The sequence below is a fragment of the Ruegeria sp. AG6 genome (genome assembly GCF_056541565.1).
Window position 1 is genome coordinate 33667 of the sequence record NZ_JBQFYQ010000007.1, and the last position, 15713, is coordinate 49379.

The 15713-nt window shown below is 57.9% G+C and carries 15 protein-coding genes and 1 pseudogene; 12 read left to right on the forward strand and 4 right to left on the reverse strand.

Translation table 11 applies throughout. The annotated features are described in order from the left end of the window. Window positions 1-26: 26 nt before the first annotated feature. Window positions 27-836: a 4-hydroxy-tetrahydrodipicolinate reductase gene (gene dapB, locus ACR0I0_RS14460; RefSeq protein ID WP_209835223.1), complete on the reverse strand. Its 810-nt coding sequence runs from the start codon at window positions 834-836 to the stop codon at window positions 27-29. Window positions 837-927: 91 nt separating this feature from the next. Between dapB and rbfA the strand changes: the two genes are divergently transcribed. The 6 genes from rbfA (at window position 928) to rpsO (ending at window position 5069) form a co-directional block, all read left to right on the forward strand. Beyond that, complete coding sequence (gene rbfA, locus ACR0I0_RS14465) at window positions 928-1323, forward strand: 30S ribosome-binding factor RbfA (protein WP_152459376.1); 396 nt, start codon at window positions 928-930, stop codon at window positions 1321-1323. After that, window positions 1320-2057: a phosphodiester glycosidase family protein gene (locus ACR0I0_RS14470; RefSeq protein ID WP_209835222.1), complete on the forward strand. Its 738-nt coding sequence runs from the start codon at window positions 1320-1322 to the stop codon at window positions 2055-2057. The genes rbfA and ACR0I0_RS14470 overlap by 4 nt, the downstream gene beginning before the upstream one ends. A 60-nt stretch (window positions 2058-2117) precedes the next feature. Continuing rightward, on the forward strand, window positions 2118-3023 hold the full coding sequence (truB, locus tag ACR0I0_RS14475; protein ID WP_480491977.1) for a tRNA pseudouridine(55) synthase TruB: 906 nt from the start codon (window positions 2118-2120) through the stop codon (window positions 3021-3023). Window positions 3024-3044: 21 nt separating this feature from the next. Further along, window positions 3045-3548: a DUF1643 domain-containing protein gene (locus tag ACR0I0_RS14480; protein WP_480491978.1), complete on the forward strand. Its 504-nt coding sequence runs from the start codon at window positions 3045-3047 to the stop codon at window positions 3546-3548. 94 nt (window positions 3549-3642) lie between these two features. Further along, window positions 3643-4656 carry a calcium-binding protein gene (locus tag ACR0I0_RS14485; RefSeq protein ID WP_480491980.1) on the forward strand — a complete coding sequence of 338 codons (1014 nt, stop codon included), beginning with the start codon at window positions 3643-3645 and terminating at the stop codon, window positions 4654-4656. Window positions 4657-4799: 143 nt separating this feature from the next. Continuing rightward, complete coding sequence (gene rpsO / locus ACR0I0_RS14490) at window positions 4800-5069, forward strand: 30S ribosomal protein S15 (protein ID WP_152459381.1); 270 nt, start codon at window positions 4800-4802, stop codon at window positions 5067-5069. 182 nt (window positions 5070-5251) lie between these two features. Here the strand turns inward: rpsO and ACR0I0_RS14495 are convergent, their stop codons facing one another. Beyond that, window positions 5252-6004: a class I SAM-dependent methyltransferase gene (locus tag ACR0I0_RS14495; RefSeq protein WP_171637304.1), complete on the reverse strand. Its 753-nt coding sequence runs from the start codon at window positions 6002-6004 to the stop codon at window positions 5252-5254. Window positions 6005-6398: 394 nt separating this feature from the next. Between ACR0I0_RS14495 and ACR0I0_RS14500 the strand changes: the two genes are divergently transcribed. After that, window positions 6399-7520: a Hint domain-containing protein gene (locus ACR0I0_RS14500; protein ID WP_480491982.1), complete on the forward strand. Its 1122-nt coding sequence runs from the start codon at window positions 6399-6401 to the stop codon at window positions 7518-7520. Between the two features lie 116 nt (window positions 7521-7636). Here ACR0I0_RS14500 and ACR0I0_RS14505 read toward each other — a convergent pair whose 3' ends face one another. Continuing rightward, entirely contained in the window at window positions 7637-9238 is a 1602-nt protein-coding gene (locus ACR0I0_RS14505) for a BCCT family transporter (RefSeq protein ID WP_171637305.1), read from the reverse strand. A gap of 482 nt (window positions 9239-9720) precedes the next feature. Here ACR0I0_RS14505 and pnp point away from each other — a divergent pair, with 482 nt between their 5' ends. Both pnp and ACR0I0_RS14515 read left to right on the forward strand, forming a co-directional pair. Then, complete coding sequence (gene pnp, locus ACR0I0_RS14510) at window positions 9721-11871, forward strand: polyribonucleotide nucleotidyltransferase (RefSeq protein WP_480491983.1); 2151 nt, start codon at window positions 9721-9723, stop codon at window positions 11869-11871. 543 nt (window positions 11872-12414) lie between these two features. Further along, window positions 12415-12846, forward strand: a pseudogene (locus ACR0I0_RS14515) (Hint domain-containing protein); the annotation flags it as partial. A 214-nt stretch (window positions 12847-13060) separates the two neighbouring features. Here the strand turns inward: ACR0I0_RS14515 and ACR0I0_RS14520 are convergent. Further along, entirely contained in the window at window positions 13061-13696 is a 636-nt protein-coding gene (locus tag ACR0I0_RS14520; protein WP_171637310.1) for a DUF1326 domain-containing protein, read from the reverse strand. Window positions 13697-13931: 235 nt separating this feature from the next. On the opposite strand from ACR0I0_RS14520, the gene ACR0I0_RS14525 reads away from it, so the two are divergent. The 3 genes from ACR0I0_RS14525 to ACR0I0_RS14535 all read left to right on the forward strand — a co-directional run bounded on the left by ACR0I0_RS14525 (window position 13932) and on the right by ACR0I0_RS14535 (window position 15557). Continuing rightward, window positions 13932-14204: a PepSY domain-containing protein gene (locus ACR0I0_RS14525; RefSeq protein ID WP_171233448.1), complete on the forward strand. Its 273-nt coding sequence runs from the start codon at window positions 13932-13934 to the stop codon at window positions 14202-14204. Between the two features lie 23 nt (window positions 14205-14227). Then, window positions 14228-14728 (forward strand): helix-turn-helix transcriptional regulator, encoded by a 501-nt coding sequence (locus ACR0I0_RS14530; protein WP_480491985.1) that lies wholly within the window; start codon window positions 14228-14230, stop codon window positions 14726-14728. A gap of 139 nt (window positions 14729-14867) precedes the next feature. Then, a complete protein-coding gene (locus tag ACR0I0_RS14535; protein ID WP_480491986.1) occupies window positions 14868-15557 on the forward strand; it encodes an outer membrane protein in 690 nt (229 codons plus the stop codon). Window positions 15558-15713 lie beyond the last annotated feature (156 nt).

Sequence of the window (15713 nt, forward strand, 5' to 3'; positions counted from 1 at the left end):
GCGTCGGCGACCGCTTCGTCTATGGCTCACAACCCCAGCACATCCACCATGTCATATTGGCCGGGTGCCTTCCCCTGCCCCCACAGCGCCGCCTTCAGCGCGCCGCGGGCAAAAATCGCGCGGTCGCTGGCCAGATGGCGCAGAACGATGCGCTCGCCGGGCGCGGCGAACAGGACGTCATGTTCACCAACGATGTCTCCGCCGCGAATGGCGTGGAAGCCAATGTCACCACGCTTGCGCGCACCGGTGATGCCATCCCGCCCCCGGTCGGCCACATCCGACAGTTTGACGCCACGCCCCTCGGCGGCGGCCTCGCCCAGCATCAGCGCGGTGCCGGATGGTGCGTCCACCTTGTGATGGTGATGCCCTTCGATGATTTCGATATCAAAATCCTCATCCAGTGCAGCCGCGACTTTCTTGGTCAGTTGCACCAGCAGGTTGACGCCAAGGCTCATGTTCCCTGCCCGCACGATCACCGCGTGGCGCGAGGCCGGTTCCAGCGCGGCGATCTGCTCATCCGTCATGCCGGTCGTGCCGATCACATGCACGCAACGCGCCTGCGCGGCCAAAGCGGCAAAGTCCAGCGTCGCCTCGGGCGCGGTAAAGTCGATCACCGCCTGTGCCTGCGCAAAAGCTTCCAGCGGGTCATCGGTAACTTTGACGCCCAGCGCCTGGCCACCCATGGCTTCGCCCACATCCTGACCGACCCAGTCATGCCCCATGCGCTCGACCACGCCGACCAGACGCGCCTGATCACTGTCGGTTACGGTCTTGATCAGCATCTGCCCCATACGGCCCGAAGCCCCTGTGATGACGATACCCGGAATATGGGTCATGGCGGTATTCCCTTGCTGCAAACTGCTCAAAGCCTCCTACCCCGTTCGCGCCCGCTTGGCAAAGCCCCGGTTTGCGCTTAGATCGGGGATTATGGCAAAGAACAAATTCCACGATGGCCCCGGCCCGTCCCAACGACAGCTGCGCGTCGGCGAACTGATCCGCCGCACCCTGTCCGAGGTTCTGGCGCGCGGAGATGTCCACGACCCCGACCTGAACCGCATGTCGATCACAGTGGGTGAGGTGCGCACCTCGCCCGATCTGAAAATCGCCACCGCCTATGTGCTGCCCTTGGGCGGCAAAGGGCAGGAGGACGTGATCGATCTGCTCGCCCGCAACAAAAGTGAACTGCGGCGCATGGTCGGCAAAAAGGTCGGCCTGAAATTCTCGCCCGATCTTCGGTTCCGCCTGGATGACACGTTTGACCGTCTGGACGACACCCGCCGCATGTTCGAACAGGACGCGGTGCGCCGCGATCTGGACGAGTGATCCGGGCATTCGTCACATTGGGCGCGGTTGTCTGGGCCGCACAAGCCTCTGCGGTCACTTGCGAAAAGCTGACCCATGATGACAAGCGCTATACCATCTGCGAGGTCGACGCGGAAAACGAAGACCTGCGCCTGTTTCTCAACGACGAAAACGGGGATCTGCTGGGGCATTTCTCGTCGGTGAACGAGGCGCTGGCCCCCGGCGGCAAGCGTCTGGCCTTTGCCATGAACGCGGGAATGTACCACGATGACCGTTCGCCCGTCGGCCATTATGTCGAGAACGGCAAAGAGGTCATGCGGGTGATCTCCAACCCCGGCCCCGGCAATTTCGGCCTGCTGCCCAACGGCGTGTTCTGCATCCGCGAGGGCCGCGCTGACGTGTTCGAGACGCTGGATTTCATCGACCGGGCCCCCGACTGCCGGTTCGCCAGCCAATCCGGCCCGATGCTGGTGATCGATGGTGACCTGCACCCCCGGTTCCTGCCCGATTCGACTTCGCTCTATGTGCGCAACGGGGTGGGCACCAGCGCCGATGGTACCCGCGCGGTGTTCGCGATTTCCGAAGATTACGTCACATTCCACGAATTCGGCCGTCTGTTCCGCGACGTGCTGGAAACTCCGAATGCGCTGTTCTTCGATGGCAATATCTCTCGCATGTATGACCGCGCGAACAATCGGTCCGATGTCGGGTTTTCGCTGGGGCCGATCGTGGGTGTGGTCGAAGACGCACCTTGAAATTGACAGGACGATGGCGATCCGCTAGGTCGCGCGCCTCAGCAAGATTGAAGGTGCTATATGGGACGCAAACGCAAGGGTCGCGACATTTCCGGCTGGCTGGTGGTGGACAAGCCCGCGGGCATGACGTCGACCGCTGTGGTCAACAAGGTGCGCTGGGCGATGGATGCCAAAAAGGCGGGCCATGCGGGTACGCTTGACCCCGAAGCGACCGGCGTTCTGGCCGTGGCTCTGGGTGAGGCGACCAAAACCGTTCCCTACATCACGGACGCTCTGAAAGCCTACACCTTCACTGTCCGTCTGGGCCAGGCCACCAACACTGACGATGCCGAGGGCGAAGTGATTGCCGAAAGCGATGCCCGCCCGTCGGATGAAGACATCAAACAAGCATTGACCCCGTTTCTGGGCGACATCATGCAGGTTCCGCCCAAGTTTTCCGCCGTGAAAATCGACGGCCAGCGCGCCTATAAACTGGCCCGCGACGGCGAAGACGTGGAACTGACAGCCCGGCCTCTTTGGGTCGAGGAACTGATCCTTGTCGACCGCCCCGACGCAGATCACGTGGTGTTGGAGATGACCTGCGGCAAGGGCGGTTATGTCCGCTCGATCGCCCGCGATCTGGGTGAAGCGCTGGGATGCCACGGCCACGTCCGGGAACTGCGCCGGATCTGGTCCGGACCGTTCGAGGCCGAAGACGGGTTGAGCATCGAACAGATCGACGAAATGGCAAAAACCACGGTGTTGGACGACTATCTGCACCCGCTGGAAGCCGGCCTGTCCGACCTGCCAGAGCTTAAATGCACCCCCGAAGGCGCAACCCGCCTGCGCAATGGCAACCCAGGCATGGTGTTGGCCTCGGATGTTGAATACGGCGACGAGGCATGGGCCTCGCTGGATGGCAAGGCCGTGGCCGTGGGGGTTTACAAATCGGGCGAATTGCATCCCAGCCGGGTGTTCGCCGCCTGAACCACATGTTAGGCGAAAGGCATGATCACCCGAACGCACACCAAGGGCGATGCGCCCTCGACCGCCATTTACTCCGACTGCGAGAAATACCGTTATAGCCTGACCCGCGTGTGGAACCCGGCAGCGCGCAAGGCGCTGTTTGTCATGTTGAACCCGTCTACCGCGACCGAAGTGCAGAACGACCCGACGGTTGAACGCTGCGAACGTCGTGCCCGGGCGCTGGGGTTCGGCGCGTTTCAGGTGACCAACATCTTTGCCTGGCGCGACACCGATCCGCGCAAGATGCGCGCTGCTGCCGATCCGGTAGGCCCGGAAAATGACGCCGCCATTCTGGAAGGTGTTCGGTGGGCTGATCAGGTCATCGCCGCCTGGGGCACCCATGGTGCGCATCTGGACCGGGGCCCGGCGGTGGAAACCCTGCTGCGCCGGACCGGCCAGCCGCTGTTCCATCTGGGCTTGACCAAAGACGGTCACCCCAAGCACCCGCTTTATATCGCCTACAGCCAACAGCCCGAGCAATGGTGATAAAGTATTTACCATTTCAATAACTTGACTTTGACCCGATTGCCGATTGCATGGGATGTTCACCCTCGGAGCATTCTGCGATCGGAGAGGTGTCATGTTTCTGGCCGGATTGATCGGACTCGCCGCCATCGGCGGTGCCGCATACGCGATGAGCGATATGCTGATCGAAGACGAGGACGTTTCAGAGGACGGGCCCAACGAGGACCCGGAAGCGGAACCCTACACCGGAGAGTTTCTTGAGATTGGCGAAAACGTCGAAGACCCGGTGAATCCCGACATCGAAACCCAGTCCACTGGCACCGTAATCTCTGAATTCGAAGGAGACCTGGTGATTGCCGGCAGCGATGGCCCTGACCAGATCACCGGTCAGGACGGTGTTGACCAGATCAACGGGTTTGGCGGCGATGATACCATCGACGGCGGCAAGGGCGATGACGTTCTGCACGGGGGCGAAGGTACGGACACGATTTCGGGCGGTCAGGGTGATGATGTTCTGCACGGAGAGGCGGATGACGACATTCTGTTCGGCAATGAGGGGGACGATGCCCTGTTCGGCCATTTCGGGGACGACACCCTGGATGGCGGCGAAGGCGAAGACGAACTTTATGGCGGTCAGGGCGACGATACTCTGACGGGCGGGGCGGATGATGACGCGTTGCAGGGCGGGTTCGGAGACGATGCCCTGAACGGTGGCGCAGGTGAAGATACGGTCTTTGGCGGCGACGGCAATGACTTTGTCTTTGGCATCGAAGAGGGCGCAGCCGAAAAGGACTTCCTGAATGGCGGCGCCGGTGACGACACCATTGTGGCAGGCGGCGGGGATGTGGTTAACGGTGGTCAAGGCGCCGATGACATCGTGCTGAGCCCGGGTGACGAAGACGTGACCGTCATGGGATTCCAACCCGGTGAGGACAAGCTGCTTGTCACTTGGGAGGATGAGGCCGACCCGGAGATTGAGGTGGAACCTGACGCTGAAAATGCCAATCTGACCCGGGTGATGATCAACGGTCAGGAAGTGGCGCAGGTATACGGGGCTCAAGGCATGACGGTGGCCGACATTCAATTGATCACCGAAGCGCAACTGGCCCAGTACGGGCAGATGGTCTGAGCACGCAAATTCCCTTTGCCATTTGGTGAAAATGCGCTTATACGCGCCCATCCGCATCGGAATCGGTGCGGTTTTCTCCATGGGCCTGTGCTGGACGACATCCCGGCCTGCGCCATCAACTCTAACCTTTGAAGGAGACCCCGATGTCGATCACTGCTGAAGAAAAAGCACGCGTCATGAAAGAATTCGCAACCAAAGAGGGCGACACCGGTTCGCCTGAAGTACAGGTTGCCATCCTGACCTCGCGCATCACCACTTTGACCGAGCACTTCAAGACCCACAAGAAAGACAACCACGGTCGTCGCGGTCTGCTGAAGATGGTTGCCCAGCGCCGCAAGCTGCTGGACTACCTGAAAGGCAAAGAAGAAGCACGTTACCAGGACCTGATCAAAAAGCTGGGCATCCGCCGCTAAGCGCTTTTTTGCAGATGACCTGAAACCGGGTTTTCCGGTTCAACGCCCGCCAACCGGCGGGCGTTTTCCGTTGGATCCGCCGCAAGCGATACATCCCCCTTAACTTGCCAGAACAGCAGAGCATTCCGTGGCGATCAGGGAATGCCGTGGCCGTCAGGGATTGTCCGTTGCGGCACTTGGTTCTAAGCTTTCTGCGTGTTTTCCCAGCGCGTGGCATAGTCGCTTTGCGACACACTTGCACTTGTCTTGGTGCCGGCAACAGGTTTTCGAACCACATAATCCAGAAGGACAGGCAATCCCGGACCAAAAGTTCCCAGCGGTCGCGGACGTTTCTTTGTCTTGTTGGGATTCGTCATCTTCACCACGTCACGGGCGGCATATGGCCTTAACGGCTGCCACACACATTTCAGAGCCTCATAGTTCATGGCGTTGACCCAAAAGCCGTACACGATCTCTGGGCAAATCTGATAGAAGCCGTGATTGATCCAGTTGTTCGATGGCGAATGTGCGATAAACACACCCCCGGGCTTCAGCATCTTGTCGATGTTCCGGTATGCGGTCGGCAAGTCGAACACGTGCTCGCATGTTCCACCGTCATAGATAACGTCAAACCGACCAACCAGGTTTTCAGGCAAATCCCCCGCGAGATCCTGAACGATGCTCGCACCTTCGAAATCCGAAAAATCCAGCGAATCCACTTCCGAGAACCCAAGTTTCCGAAAGAATGTTTCCGAATATCCATCATCCGGGTTGCAAAGGTCAGCTTCGGCCACTCCGGGCAGGTATTTCTGCAAGGTTTCCCTGAACAATGCGGCGGACGCAGACCGGCGCGCACCGATCCAATCCTGCCGCCCAAGCATCAGAAAGCTACCTGACAGGTCATTGGATTTGACATCTTCGATCAGGCGCGCAGCCAGGACATCAACAATTGACACTCATTCCTCCGGGGTGGTCGACAGCAGATCGTTTTGCAGTACAAATCCTGTTCCGAGAGTTCAATGTCAACGCAATAGCAGCGCCGAAGAACACTCGACAAGGCGGGCAAGTTCCCTGTTTGGGCAAGGATGGAATCGTCCCTGCCTCAACAGTATCTTGCAGCCATGGTTATTGGCATCTGAAAACACTCGCTGCGCCAGCCACAAGCCTTGGCACATCATCAGAACCAGCGGCTTTACCGGTATCAATTCCACACCACAGCGCCCTGCAGGGAGGCTGGACTTTCTAGTATGAACCGGAACACAAAAGCGACACCACCCAATGCCCAGCCTGATTGTTAAACGCAAATGAGCTTTGTGCTAACTCAGGCTTATACAAAATTCAGAAAATTAGATGACCAGCTTCAGCATATCAGACGGTAACAGTACCACATATGCAGATACTTCTCCCGGTGGCGGTGTCGTTATCGATTTCGATACGCTCGACAACAGCTTCAGTGCTCAAATCAACGGTGTTGACCTGTTTGTTGGCGGACCCGGATCTTCGCCCAATGAACTTCAGTTCCAGATTTCTGGAACCTCGGGGCAAACAGTTCGGTTTGCCGACGGTCAGAGATATGAAGTCAACACGCCAGCTGTTTGGCAGTTGGGGAATACAAACGGTGATCCCGTGGTCCGCCTGATGATCAATCCGGATGGGACGGTCGAACTCTACGGTGTGAAGACAAACAATGGTCCGCTTGAACCTCTAGAGCTGTTCAACGGAATGACAGTCAATACCGATGCGATTGCAGCGGCCTGGAACGACAGCGGTACCAATACTATTGAAATTGACCAGATTTTAACCGGCCCGACCAACGCAAGCGGTGAGTTTGTGGACGTTCTGTGCTTTGCATCTGGGACAATGATTGAAACACGCCACGGATCAGTGGCGGTCGAAGACCTGGAGATTTCAGATCAGGTGTTGACCTTTGACAATGGCTACAAACCTATTCGATGGATCGGTACGCGACGCCTCAGCGCTGCCGAGCTTCATGCGCAGCAAAGGCTAAGACCCATTTTGATCAGCACCGGAGCTTTAGGCGACGGATTCCCCAAACAGGACCTTGTCGTCTCACCGCAGCATCGCGTTCTTGTGTCGTCGGCAGTTGCACTGCGGATGTTCGATTGCAAGGATGTGCTGATCCCCGCAAACAAGTTGTTGCCACTGGACGGCGTGGACATTGTGCAAGACACAACTGACGGTATTGAGTATTTCCACTTGCTGTTCGATACCCATGAAATCATCTGGTCCAATGGGACACCGACAGAAAGCCTGTTTACCGGCCCCGAAGCACTCAAATCAGTCTCGGCTGACGCGCGACAAGAAATCATGGACTTGTTTCCAGAGTGCTGCGCTCCGCAGTTTCAAGCAACTTCTGCGCGTTTTATTCCGCAACGGGGCAAGCTAATGCGAAAACTGGTTCAACGGCATCAGGCAAATCGCAAACCCCTCTTGGAAAATGTTCACAGGTAAACGCCCGTGCCCATCTTTACTTGGAGTTACGAGTAACGAAGGTCCAGGATTTCTTAAATCGACCCGAAAAAACGCCCACCATGCGGCAGGCGTTTTTTGGGAATTCGGTGTATAATCTACATCTTTGCCCGCTCAGATTTCAACGCCAGCCACAGGCAGTAGCACATTATCAGAACCACCAGCGTAAAGGGGATGCCGGTTGAAACCGCCGCGCCCTGCAATGCGGAAAGACCGCCTCCCAACAGCAATGCGATGGCAACCAGGCCTTCCAAAGTGCACCAGAACACGCGCTGAACCACGGGTGCGTCCATCTTGCCGCCTGCAGTGATCGTGTCGATCACCAAAGATCCGGAATCAGACGAGGTGACGAAGAAGATCACGATCAGGACTAAGGCGATCGGGGCTACGATGCTGTACAGCGGCAGCTCCTTCAGGAAACCGAACAAGGCTCCCTCGGGGGCGTAGCTGTCGATCACGGTCGCGCGAACGCCTTCCGCTCCGCCTGCGTTCAACATGTCGATGGCAGCGCCGCCGAAGGTCGACATCCACAGGGCACAGACGGCAGTTGGCGCGAGCAGCGCACAGATTACGAACTCGCGCACTGTACGGCCCTTTGAAATGCGGGCAATGAACATCCCAACAAACGGTGACCATGCGATCCACCACGCCCAGTAGAAGGTCGTCCAACCGTGGAAATAGCTGGTGTCTTCCCGTCCGAACGGGTTCGACAGCGCGGGCAGGTGCAGCACGTAATCAGTCATCACGTTGAAATACCGCGCGATGGCGGTGCCAATGCCCGTTACAGCGATGACGAAAAGGAACAGCCCCACGGCCATGATCATATTGATCTCACTCAGCCGTTTGACGCCCGCATCCATGCCCAGCAAAACCGAGCCCAGCGCGATCAACGTAATGCCGATGATCAGCAGAACCACGACGGTGGGGCTGGGTTCGATGCCGAAGACCTCGTAAAGGCCAGCGGCAACCTGCTGAGCACCCAGACCGAGCGATGTGGTCAATCCGAACAACGTGGCAAAAACCGCCAACGTGTCGATGATATGGCCCCACCAGCCCCAGACCCGTTCACCCAGAATTGGATAGAAGGCCGAACGCAAAGTCAGGGGCAGGTTCAGATTGTAGCTGAAGATTGCCAGGCTCAGGCCGACTGCGGCGTAAACCGCCCAGCCTTCCAGCCCCCAATGGTGAATGGTACCGACGATGCCGATATACTCATTGCCAGGGACAGCGATATCGATTCCCAGTGGGCGCGCATTCCCGTCTTCGGCAAAGTTGTAGTAGACCGGCTCCATCACCCCGAAAAACAACAGGCCGATACCAATACCGGCGGCGAACATCATCGCGATCCATCCGGCGTAGGAATAATCAGGCGTGGCGTCCTTGCCGCCGATCCGCACACTGCCGACGGGCAGGATGATCAGTACCAGACAAAACAGGGTGATTGCATCTACCGAAAGGACCAGAAACCAATCGAACGTGCTGGTTAGCCAAGGTCGGAGCCAGCCGAAAAACGTAGCTGCGGCCTCTTGGTTGGCCAATGCGATCAGAACGAACGCAAAGATCATGATACTCGAGATCAGAAAGACCGGGTTGTGAATGTCCAAGCCAAACGGCCGGACGTTATCCTGCCCCAGTTCATATTCCGTTTCGAAGTCGTAAATCCGGGGGTCCGGATCCAGCATCTTCTTTGTTTGTGCCATTCGATTGCCCTTCTGTTCGCTGTCTGCAAACGCCAAGGTATTCGGTCGGCGGACGGGAATGAGTTAGTTAACCCCCTTGGCGCGTTTCCGTCATTTCGACCGCAGGCTTAATGGTAAGAGCTTATACTGCCTTCATATTTTTACAAAATGCATTCGACTGCAGATATGTTAGCGCTACAGATTGTTCTGTGTTCCCGTAATCCCGCTCGTGGAAAACGAACCGCGACTTGATAAGTTGATCGTTGTTCGGGCTTGAATCTTTTGCACCCGGTGGCAGCACAAGCCAGTCCCGGCATGAAACGGCCATCCGATGCAGTTTCTCTTTCCTTCCAACGCATTCTCATGTATGCGCGCGGTATCTGAGACGTTGTGCCCTGACCTCGGCACTCGAATGGAAGATAAATTGGGGTCGGCGGCAATGGGGCCGCCACGCAAAACGGGAGACCCGCAGGGGCGGGAGTGCTCCCATCTAGGATACGCATATGTTTGATGTAACGAAGAAATCGATGCAGTGGGGCGAGGAAACGCTTACACTGGAAACCGGCAAGGTTGCCCGTCAGGCTGACGGCAGCGTGATTGCCACCCTGGGCGAAACCAGCGTCATGGCCAACGTGACCTTCGCCAAGGAACAGAAGCCCGGCCAGGACTTTTTCCCGCTGACCGTGCATTACCAAGAGAAATACTATGCCGCCGGCAAGGTTCCGGGTGGCTTCTTCAAGCGCGAAGCGCGCCCGACCGAAAAAGAGACGCTGACCGCGCGTCTGATCGACCGTCCGATCCGTCCGTTGTTCGTTGACGGCTTCAAAAACGAAGTCCTGGTGATGTGTACCGTGCTGAGCCACGATCTGGTCAACGATCCCGACATCGTTGCGATGATTGCTGCTTCGGCTGCTCTGACCATCTCGGGCGCACCGTTCATGGGCCCGATCGCGGGCTGCCGCGTGGGATACACCGACGGTGAATATGTCCTGAACCCGACCGTGGACGACATGCAGGACCTGCGCCTGAACCCCGAACAGCGTCTGGACCTGGTTGTGGCCGGCACCAAAGACGCCGTGATGATGGTGGAATCGGAAGCGTACGAACTGTCCGAAGCGGAAATGCTGGGTGCGGTAAACTTTGCGCATGAGCAGATCCAACCGGTCATCGACCTGATCATCTCGCTGGCGGAAGAAGCCGCGAAAGAGCCGTTTGACTTCCAGGCGCCGGATTACTCCGAGCTTTATGCCGCCGTTAAGGCCGCCGGTGAAGAGCAGATGCGCGCCGCCTTCGCGATCACCGACAAGCAAGAGCGCACCGCCGCTGTTGCCGCCGCCCGCGAAGCGATCAAAGAGGCGCTGACCGAAGAGCAGCTGGAAGACGGCAACCTCGGTTCCGCGATGAAAAAGCTGGAAGCCGGCATTCTGCGCGGCGACGTCGTCAGGGGCGGCAAGCGGATCGACGGTCGTTCGACCACCGATGTCCGCTCGATCGTTGCAGAAACCTCGATTCTGCCCCGGACCCACGGTTCTGCCCTGTTCACCCGCGGTGAAACACAGGCGCTGGCCGTGACCACGCTGGGCACCGGCGACGATGAGCAATTCATCGACGCGCTGCACGGCAACTTCAAATCGAACTTCCTGCTGCACTACAACTTCCCTCCGTATTCGGTGGGTGAAGTGGGCCGCGTTGGTTCGCCCGGCCGTCGCGAGATCGGCCACGGCAAACTGGCATGGCGCGCGCTTCAGGCGGTTCTGCCTGCGCCGACCGATTTCCCCTACACCATTCGCGTGGTGTCCGAGATCACTGAATCCAACGGCTCAAGCTCGATGGCCTCTGTCTGCGGCGGTTCGCTGTCGATGATGGATGCGGGTGTTCCGCTGAAAGCGCCAGTTGCCGGTGTGGCCATGGGTCTGATCCTGGAAGATGACGGTGAATACGCTGTTCTGACCGACATCCTGGGTGACGAAGACCACCTGGGCGACATGGACTTCAAGGTTGCGGGCACCGAAAACGGCATCACCTCGCTCCAGATGGACATCAAGGTTGCCGGCATCACGCCTCAGATCATGGAAACCGCCCTGGCACAGGCCAAGGAAGGCCGGATGCACATTCTGGGCGAGATGGGCAAAGCCCTGTCCGAGACCAACGATTTCTCGGTCCACGCCCCGCGCATCGAGACAATGAACATCCCGACCGACAAGATCCGTGAAGTGATCGGTTCAGGCGGCAAGGTCATCCGCGAGATCGTCGAGGTTTCGGGTGCCAAGGTCGACATCAACGACGACGGTGTCATCAAGATCGCCTCGCCCGATGGGGAGTCGATCAAGAAAGCCTATGAGATGATCCACTCGATCGTTGCTGAGCCGGAAGAGGGCCAGATCTACACCGGTAAAGTGGTCAAGATCGTCGACTTCGGTGCCTTCGTGAACTTCTTTGGCAAGCGCGACGGTCTGGTGCACGTGTCCCAGATCGAAAACCGCCGCCTGAACCATCCGTCGGATGTTCTGAAAGAAGGTCAGGAAGTCAAAGTCAAATTGCTGGGCTTTGACGATCGCGGCAAGGTGCGCCTGTCGATGAAAGTCGTCGATCAGGAAACCGGCGAAGAGATCGTTCCGGAAAAGAAAGAAAAGAAAGAGGAAAACGCAGAGTAATCTGCCCCTCTGACAGACAGCGGAAGGCCCCGGTTTCATCCGGGGCCTTTTTGTTTGCGCGGCACAGGACGGTTAACTGCGCCGCAACTTTGGTAAATCAATTATTAACACTTATTGCGTGTATTAGCTCAACCTTAAGGGGGATATTGCCGTTTTCAAGGAAGCTGTTCGACCGTGGCATCGATTACTGTTTACGAAATCAGCGCAGACCCGTTCAGCAACCGCAGTGTTGATATTACTGCTGCGTATTCGGTCGAAGTCACGGATAATGACGCCCTGCTGCAAGATCCCGACCCGGATGGCAGCTCGCAACTTGACCTCGCGTCTCTTCCCGGCTTTTCCGGCTCGACCCAGAATTTCAGTACTTTCGAAAACTACACAGGCACGGTCGATGGCGCGCCGGTCACGTTCATCCTGATCCAGTTTTCAAACCCGCGTTACATCATAGTCACTTCGGGTCAGGCCGAACTGAATGACACGATTTCAGATACCAGTTTTGCCGGCACCGCGCCGTCATCCGCGTATGACACTTTGCCTTCTTTCGTGTGTTTCACCACAGGATCTCTGATCCAGACACCGACTGGGCTGCGCAGGGTCGAGGCGCTGGAGCCCGGCGACCCGGTCATCACCGCCGGCGGCCAAGCACGCCCGGTCCGCTGGATCGGCAAGCGCCGGTTGTCCGCGGCTGAGTTGCGGCGAAACACGCACCTGTCCCCTGTACGGATCAAGGCGGGCTGTTTCGGGCCGAACAGCCCAAGCCGCGATCTCGTCATTTCCCCACAGCACCGGATTGCCGTGACCTCGACCATGATGGAGCTTATGCATTGCGAGCCGGCGATGCTGGCCCCCGCAAAGGGGCTGATCAATGGGCATACCATCGTTCAGGAAACGCCCGCACATGGGGTGGAGTACATTCATATCCTCTTTGATCAGCATGAGTTGGTAAATGTCGAAGGACTCTGGTCCGAGTCCTTTTACCCCGGTGACACAAGTCTTAGGGCAATGGCACCCGCCACCCGAAGCGAGCTGTTCGAACTGTTCCCGGAACTGGCCAATGGTGAAGGCTGTTACGGTTCGACCGCATTGCCGGTCCTCAAACCCTTCGAAGTCCGGGTGCTGTCGGCGGATCTGGCGGTTCCGGGCTGGAAGATCCGCCCCGATGAATCCGCGAAAGCCGCCTGACCGCAGGTCAGTGCGCGACGCCACCGGGGCCATGTTTCAACAGGTGCCACTGGCCGTAGCTGTCTTTCAGATCCAGTTTGATCGCCGCATAAGCTCGGGTCGAGGCGCTGCCGATCTCGGCAATGGTGAATTCGATCCCGCCGGGAATATCGATGCGTACACGGTGTTCGCCGCCACCATGCGGGGCCTGAATCGGGCGCCCGGTCGACTTTAGAACGTCGCCAACGGCAACGCTGGCTGTTCGTCCTTCGATATCCATCTTAAGCTCGATCGGCAGGTACAGCGTGTCGTGCACCGTCTCACACATGGCTCGGAACACGTACCAATGGGTTGCCATCTCTTCGGTTTCTTCGCCGTGAAAGACTTTTTCTAGCGCATCGCGCTGCGCCGGTGAGGCCGCGGGGTCGACGATCACCTGCATTTCACCGCCACCCTCGAATATTGGCCCGGGCCATGCATAGATCAACGCAGCCTTGGTTCCACTCAGATCCGTTTCGCCAAAATATCCAGTGGATATTTCAAGCACCTCGAAGCCGCGGCAATCGCCATGCGTCGGCAATTCCTCGAACTGGCAGGGGCAGGCATAGCCGCAGTTGCAGTTTCCGAAGCTTTCTCCCTCGACGTACCAATCTGTAAAAGCCATGGTTTTCTCCTGTTCAGGACAGTCAGAAAGCCCGACATCGTTGGTCCCATGCCCGTATGTTTCCGCAAAACAAACTAGCACAACTTGATTGCAATCTGAACCTGACGCGCGCAAACGGCTGCGAATGGCCTAAACCTTGGTTCTATTCACCCTGTTTCAACCAAAAACCAATCGCAGGGCGCCTCTGCCATCCCCAGTTCCACTGCATCGCCACAACGCAAAAAGGAGATGCGATATGGAAACCTTGAAACTGCTGACACTGACGGGATTGATCGCAACCGCACCAGTTCTTGCTTTGGCCAATGTCGGACTGGGCGACAAATTGGGCACAAGCGAAGCCGATATCCGCGCGGCGCTTGAAGCCCAGGGGTACCAGATCGAAGAGATCGAATTCGAAGGTGGGAAGATCGAGGTTGAACTCACCAAGGATGGCGTGGAAACTGAACTGGTTCTGTCTGACACGGACGGGGTGGTGACAGCCATCGAGCTCGAAGAGGACGACGACTGAACCCGCAACGTCCATGGGGCCGCATGAAAGTTACTCAAACGTCTTTGCTCTGGCTTCTTCTGGTGGTGCAGGCCCTCTGCGCCGCCTTTTTCATGACGGATGCGCTGCTGGATTGGACAGGCGGCGACGGCGCGGGATTTCGTCACCTTCATTCGTTCGAGCTGTTTTTGTCGCTGGCGCTTGTCGGCGGCCTGAGCGCCACGATCGCCCTGATCCGTTCCCAGTCCAGACGGGTGCGCGACATGCAGCGGCAACTGCAAGTGGCGCAAGGGGCTTTTGCCCAGGTCATCGAAACCCAGTTCAGCGCGTGGCAGCTTAGTGAGGCTGAGCGTGACGTTGCCATGCTGACGATCAAGGAGCTTTCCATCGCGGAAATCGCCGGAATGCGACAGACGAAAGAAGGGACGATCAAGGCCCAAAGCGCTGCGGTCTATCGAAAGGCGGGCGTTTCCAGCAGGGTGCAGTTGCTCAGTTTCTTTGTCGACGAACTCCTGTCAGAACCGTTGGTCAAGGATGTGCCCTGAAACAGTGGCAGAGCCTCGTGTCTATTCACTCACACATTCCTAAAAACCTGTGAAACGAAGTGAAGGCCCGGCGCCTTTCTTTTTGGGCCAGCCTCGTCCACATCCATGGCATGCGGACTTTGGAACACTGGAGATGGTTATGTTCACGCGCCTCATTCTCGCCTCTTCAGCTCTGGCGATCAACGCAACGGCGCTTGCCGCGCAGAGCCTGGGCGACGGCACCTATATTCACGGCTTCATCGGCTACAGCCAGCTACAGGACAGCGATTTCACCGGGACGATCGGTGGCGCGACGCAATCGGTCGATACCGAATTCGACGCAGGTTTCGGACTGGGCCTCGCGGTAGGCAAGGAAATCCCGCAATGGTCCAACGATATCATCGGAACGCGGATCGAGCTGGAACTGTCATATCGCGACAGTGACGTGGATGGTGTAAACTTTACCGGCTATGGTCCGGGGCCCGAGGGCAATATCTCGGGCGACGTCACGCAGACCTCGTTATTTGCCAATCTGCTGTTCGATTTCAAACAGGCCGGCGCGCTGACACCGTTTGCCGGGTTTGGGCTGGGTGCCACCTATTCGAATCTGGATTTTTCTTACGGGCCGGGTGTGGCGCTGGACGACACCGACACCACCTTGGCCGCCCAGCTGATCGCCGGTGTGGCATATGACATCAACCCGTCGACAGCGTTCACGATTGACGCCCGTTACGCCCGCGCCTTTGATGTTTCGTCGCAGCGCCTGGCCCCCAACGGAGCTTTGACCGGCAACGTAGAGGACGATCTGGATACTTTCAGCATCAATTTCGGACTTCGCCATAATTTCTGATTGCTTCGGGTGTCAGGTTTCTCTCCGGTTTCCTGCACCTCTTTGCCCTCGCGCCTCAGGCGCGGGGGCACCCGGAAAACCCCGAAAATGCAGTACGCGCAGGACATCTCGGTGGTCGCTCGACCTGCAACAACCGCCTGCTTCATCTGGCTAAAA

Bases quoted from the DNA above. Each gene is read 5' to 3' on its own strand.
- ACR0I0_RS14520 (WP_171637310.1), bottom strand. From the start codon at position 13,696: ATGGCTTTTACAGATTGGTACGTCGAGGGAGAAAGCTTCGGAAACTGC.
- ACR0I0_RS14505 (WP_171637305.1), bottom strand. From the start codon at position 9,238: ATGGCACAAACAAAGAAGATGCTGGATCCGGACCCCCGGATTTACGAC.
- rbfA (WP_152459376.1), top strand. From the start codon at position 928: ATGGCAAAGAACAAATTCCACGATGGCCCCGGCCCGTCCCAACGACAG.
- ACR0I0_RS14480 (WP_480491978.1), top strand. From the start codon at position 3,045: ATGATCACCCGAACGCACACCAAGGGCGATGCGCCCTCGACCGCCATT.
- ACR0I0_RS14530 (WP_480491985.1), top strand. From the start codon at position 14,228: ATGAAAGTTACTCAAACGTCTTTGCTCTGGCTTCTTCTGGTGGTGCAG.
- ACR0I0_RS14535 (WP_480491986.1), top strand. From the start codon at position 14,868: ATGTTCACGCGCCTCATTCTCGCCTCTTCAGCTCTGGCGATCAACGCA.
- truB (WP_480491977.1), top strand. From the start codon at position 2,118: ATGGGACGCAAACGCAAGGGTCGCGACATTTCCGGCTGGCTGGTGGTG.
- ACR0I0_RS14525 (WP_171233448.1), top strand. From the start codon at position 13,932: ATGGAAACCTTGAAACTGCTGACACTGACGGGATTGATCGCAACCGCA.
- ACR0I0_RS14500 (WP_480491982.1), top strand. From the start codon at position 6,399: ATGACCAGCTTCAGCATATCAGACGGTAACAGTACCACATATGCAGAT.
- dapB (WP_209835223.1), bottom strand. From the start codon at position 836: ATGACCCATATTCCGGGTATCGTCATCACAGGGGCTTCGGGCCGTATG.
- rpsO (WP_152459381.1), top strand. From the start codon at position 4,800: ATGTCGATCACTGCTGAAGAAAAAGCACGCGTCATGAAAGAATTCGCA.
- pnp (WP_480491983.1), top strand. From the start codon at position 9,721: ATGTTTGATGTAACGAAGAAATCGATGCAGTGGGGCGAGGAAACGCTT.
- ACR0I0_RS14485 (WP_480491980.1), top strand. From the start codon at position 3,643: ATGTTTCTGGCCGGATTGATCGGACTCGCCGCCATCGGCGGTGCCGCA.